Genomic DNA, 3,489 nt, shown 5'->3' on the forward strand with positions numbered 1-3,489 from the left:
GCCTTCTTCGCGGCCGGCTTGCGGGCCGTCTTCTTCGCGGCAGCCATGGCCATCGCCTGGGCGCGCGGCTCGGCTTCGGTCTCGGTGGTCTCGACGATGTCGGTCATTCTGTCAGGTCCTTCGTGTGTGACGCGGTGATGTTCCGAAGGCGGCGCGCCGGCGCGGAAGCAGGGCGCGGCGTCCGCCGAGGCAGTCCGTCTGGCGTCGTCACGGCCGGCGCGGATCCCGTATCGCGCCAGACCGCGGCATGCGCCGCCCATTCCCGCGCAGGCGCCAGCGACGACGCGCGCTGCGCTGCATGGCGCCTGGCGCGTGTTCCGGCATCTCTCCCGCCGGGGCGTGGGGGGGGGGGGGGGGGGGGCGGGGCCCCCCCGCCCCCGCGTCCACGCCGATCAGCCCGCCGGCCCCGGCGCGCGATTCCACGACCACCGGCTGCCCCAGCTTCTCGCCCATGCTGCGGCCGACGATGCGCGCGATGATGTCGGCCGGTCCGCCGGTGGCGAAGGGCACGATCAGCTTGACCGGCTGGTCGGGGAAGGCCTGGGCGCGCGCGCCGCGCGCCAGCGCCGGCAGGGCCAGTGCGGCTAGGGCGATCCTGCGGGTGATCATCGTCGTCCTCCCTTTGTCAGTCCTCGAAGCCGAACAGCCTTGCCGGGTTCTGCATCAGGATGCGCCGCGCCAGGGCGTCGTCCGCGATCCAGTCCAGGCAGAGGTCGAGCATCGCGCCGGCATCCGGCGCGGGGTCCATCCGCACATAGGGCCAGTCCGAGCCCCACAGCAGGCGATCCGGGTTGGCGGCCAGCAGCCTGTCATGCAGCGGCCGCAGCGCTGCGATGCCGCCGGCCTGCGCGGCGCGGCAGAGCGTGAGCTTCACCCAGAGATCGCCGTCGCGGAGATGGCCGAGGATCGCGTCGAAGGCCGGATCGTCGGCGCCCTGCGGCATCGCCAGATGGTCCGCCACCAGCGGCACGCCGAGCCGCGCAAGGCCGGGCAGCAGTTCCGCGCATTGCGCGGCGCTCGCCCAGAGATGCGCCTGCCAGCCCAGCGCGCGCAGCCGCGGCGCAAGGGCATGCAGCGCCTCCACTCCGATCGCGCCGGGATAGCGGCCGCTGCCGCCGGGCGCGCGCATCTCGACGAAGCGGAGCGCGCGGATGCCGGCCTCGTGCCAGCCTTCGAGCGTCGCGTCGGCCACGCCCGCATCGGCGATCATCACGCCGCGCAGCCGGCCTTCCGCATGCGCCAGCGCATCCAGCAGGCAGGACGGGTCGCGCCCGTATGGCGCGGGCTGCACCAGCACCGCGCGGGCCAGGCCGAGCGTCGCGCGCATCGCGGCATGCACCTCGAGCGCGGCGAGCGGCAGCGCATAGGGCGAGGGGCCATTCGGGAAGCGCGCGTCGAACACATGGGTATGCGTGTCGCAGGCGCCCGGCGGCACCGCATGGCGCGGCCGCGAGACCTCCGGCGCGGGGCTTCGCGCGGTCATCCCGGCGCCGCGGGCGGCAGCCGGAACAGGCCCTTCGGCGGCGGCTGAAGCTGATCCGGCACGCCATCGGGCAAGGGCACGCCATGCGCGTTCAGCGTCATCGAGACCATGGTGTAGTAGCCGATCAGCGCGGTCAGCTCGACCACGCCCTTCACGCCGAAGGCCTCGCAGGCGCGCGCATGCAGCGCATCGGGCAGGTTGCCCTCCTGCTGCAGCAGCCGCGCGAACTCATAGACCAGCGCCTCCTGCGCATCGCGGAAGACCGGGGGGCGGCCTTCGCGGATCGCGTCGAGGATGTCCGGCGCGATGCCCGCATCGGCGGCGACGCGGGCATGGACGTACCACTCCACCTGGCTGCTCCAGCGCCGCCCGGTGACGCAGATGGCGAGTTCCGAAAGGCGCTTCGGCAACGAGGTGCCGAAGCGCAGCGCCTCGCCCAGCGCCGACCAGCGGCCCGCGAGCTCGGCATTGTGGATCGCCGCGCGCAAAGGCCCGATCACCTGGCCGCGCGGGCCGGACACCACGCGGTCCCAGACCTCGCGCTGCGCCGCGTCCAGCTCCTCGCGGCCGGGCAGGGGGATGCGCGGTGCCATCAGATCACCCCGTCGCGCGCAAGCTGCGCGCGTTCCGCCTCGCCGATCCCGAGTTCGGCCAGCACCTCCGCGGTGTGCTGCCCGAGCGTCGGCGGCGGCGTCTCGAAGGAAAGCGGCGCGTCCTGGAGGCGGATCGGGCTGACCACCTGCCGCACGCGCCCGGCCAGGGGATGCGGCAAGTCGCGGAGCATCTCCCGGTGCCGCACCTGCGGGTCGGCGAAGACATCGGGCACGGTGTTGATCGGCCCGCAGGGCACGCCGGCCGCGTCCAGCAGGCCCGTCAGCTCCGCGCGGGTGAAGTCGGCGAAGCGCTCGGCCAGCAGCGGCGTCAGCACGGGGTTGTTGCGCACGCGGTCGGCGTTGCGGGCGAAGCGGGGATCGGCGGCCCAGTCCGGCCGGCCGATCGCCTGGCACAGCTTGGCGAACTGCCCGTCATTCCCGACCGCGAGCACGATGTGGCCGTCCTTCGCCGGGAACACGTCCTGCGGCTGGATGTTGGGATGGCGGTTGCCCGCGCGGTGCGGCACCTTGCCGCCGACCAGCCAGTTCATCGCCTGGTTCGCCAGGAACCCCGCCTGCACATCGAGCATCGCGAGGTCGATCGTCTCGCCCTGGCCGGTCCTCTCGCGGTTCGCCAGGGCGGCGAGGATCGCGACCGCGGCGTACATCCCCGTCATCAGGTCCACGATCGGCACGCCGACCTTCTGCGGCGCGCCGTCGGCCTCGCCGGTCACGCTCATCAGCCCGCCCATCGCCTGGATCATGAAGTCGTACGCCGCCTGGTCGCGCCGCGGCCCGTCCTGGCCGAAGCCGGTGACGGAGCAGCAGATCAGCGACGGCTTCAGCGCGCGCAGGCTGGCCGCATCCAGGCCGTATTTCGCCAGCGCGCCGACCCGGAAATTCTCGACGACGACATCGGCGGTGCCGGCGATGCGCCGCACGAGCGCCTGCCCCTCGGGCTTGGCGATGTCGAGCGTGACGCTGCGCTTGCCGCGGTTCACCGCCAGGAAATAGCCGGCCTCCTTCGTCGGCGTGCCGTCCTCCGCAGCCAGGAAGGGCGGGCCCCAGCTGCGCGTGTCGTCGCCCGCGCCCGGCCGCTCGATCTTGATCACGTCGGCGCCGAGATCGGCCAGGATCTGCGTCGCCCAGGGCGCCGCCATGATGCGGCCGAGGTCGAGCACGCGGATATGCGAAAGCGGTCCGGGCATGCGCGTCAGGCGTCCACGATCGGCGTCGCCAGCATGGACGGGCGCTGCGCGAAGCCCTCCTGCCAGGCGGAAAAGCGCGGGCAGCGGTCGCGCCAGCCGAGGTCGCCGAAGCGGAAATCCATGTAGGCGCCGGCGGCCCCCGGCGGGGGGGGCGGCCCCCCCCCCGGGCCCCGCGGGGGGGGCGCGCCGGGAACCCACCCGCCGC

The 3,489-nt window shown here is 73.9% G+C and carries 4 protein-coding genes and 1 pseudogene; all 5 read right to left on the reverse strand.

Annotation, left to right across the window (positions count from 1 at the left end):
- Nucleotides 1-207: 207 nt before the first annotated feature.
- Complete coding sequence (locus AC1MIR_RS03160) at nt 208-609, reverse strand: hypothetical protein (RefSeq protein ID WP_480026731.1); 402 nt, start codon at nt 607-609, stop codon at nt 208-210.
- A gap of 16 nt (nt 610-625) precedes the next feature.
- Nucleotides 626-1,483 carry an amidohydrolase family protein gene (locus tag AC1MIR_RS03165; protein ID WP_480026732.1) on the reverse strand — a complete coding sequence of 286 codons (858 nt, stop codon included), beginning with the start codon at nt 1,481-1,483 and terminating at the stop codon, nt 626-628.
- Nucleotides 1,480-2,076, reverse strand: coding sequence for a carboxymuconolactone decarboxylase family protein (locus AC1MIR_RS03170; RefSeq protein ID WP_480026733.1), 597 nt, complete (start codon nt 2,074-2,076; stop codon nt 1,480-1,482). The genes AC1MIR_RS03165 and AC1MIR_RS03170 overlap by 4 nt, the downstream gene beginning before the upstream one ends.
- Nucleotides 2,076-3,284 carry a CaiB/BaiF CoA transferase family protein gene (locus AC1MIR_RS03175; protein WP_480026734.1) on the reverse strand — a complete coding sequence of 403 codons (1,209 nt, stop codon included), beginning with the start codon at nt 3,282-3,284 and terminating at the stop codon, nt 2,076-2,078. The genes AC1MIR_RS03170 and AC1MIR_RS03175 overlap by 1 nt, the downstream gene beginning before the upstream one ends.
- 5 nt (nt 3,285-3,289) lie before the next feature.
- Nucleotides 3,290-3,489: pseudogene (locus AC1MIR_RS03180) on the reverse strand (hypothetical protein); the annotation flags it as partial.

This window comes from Falsiroseomonas sp. RANM36 (assembly GCF_056682175.1).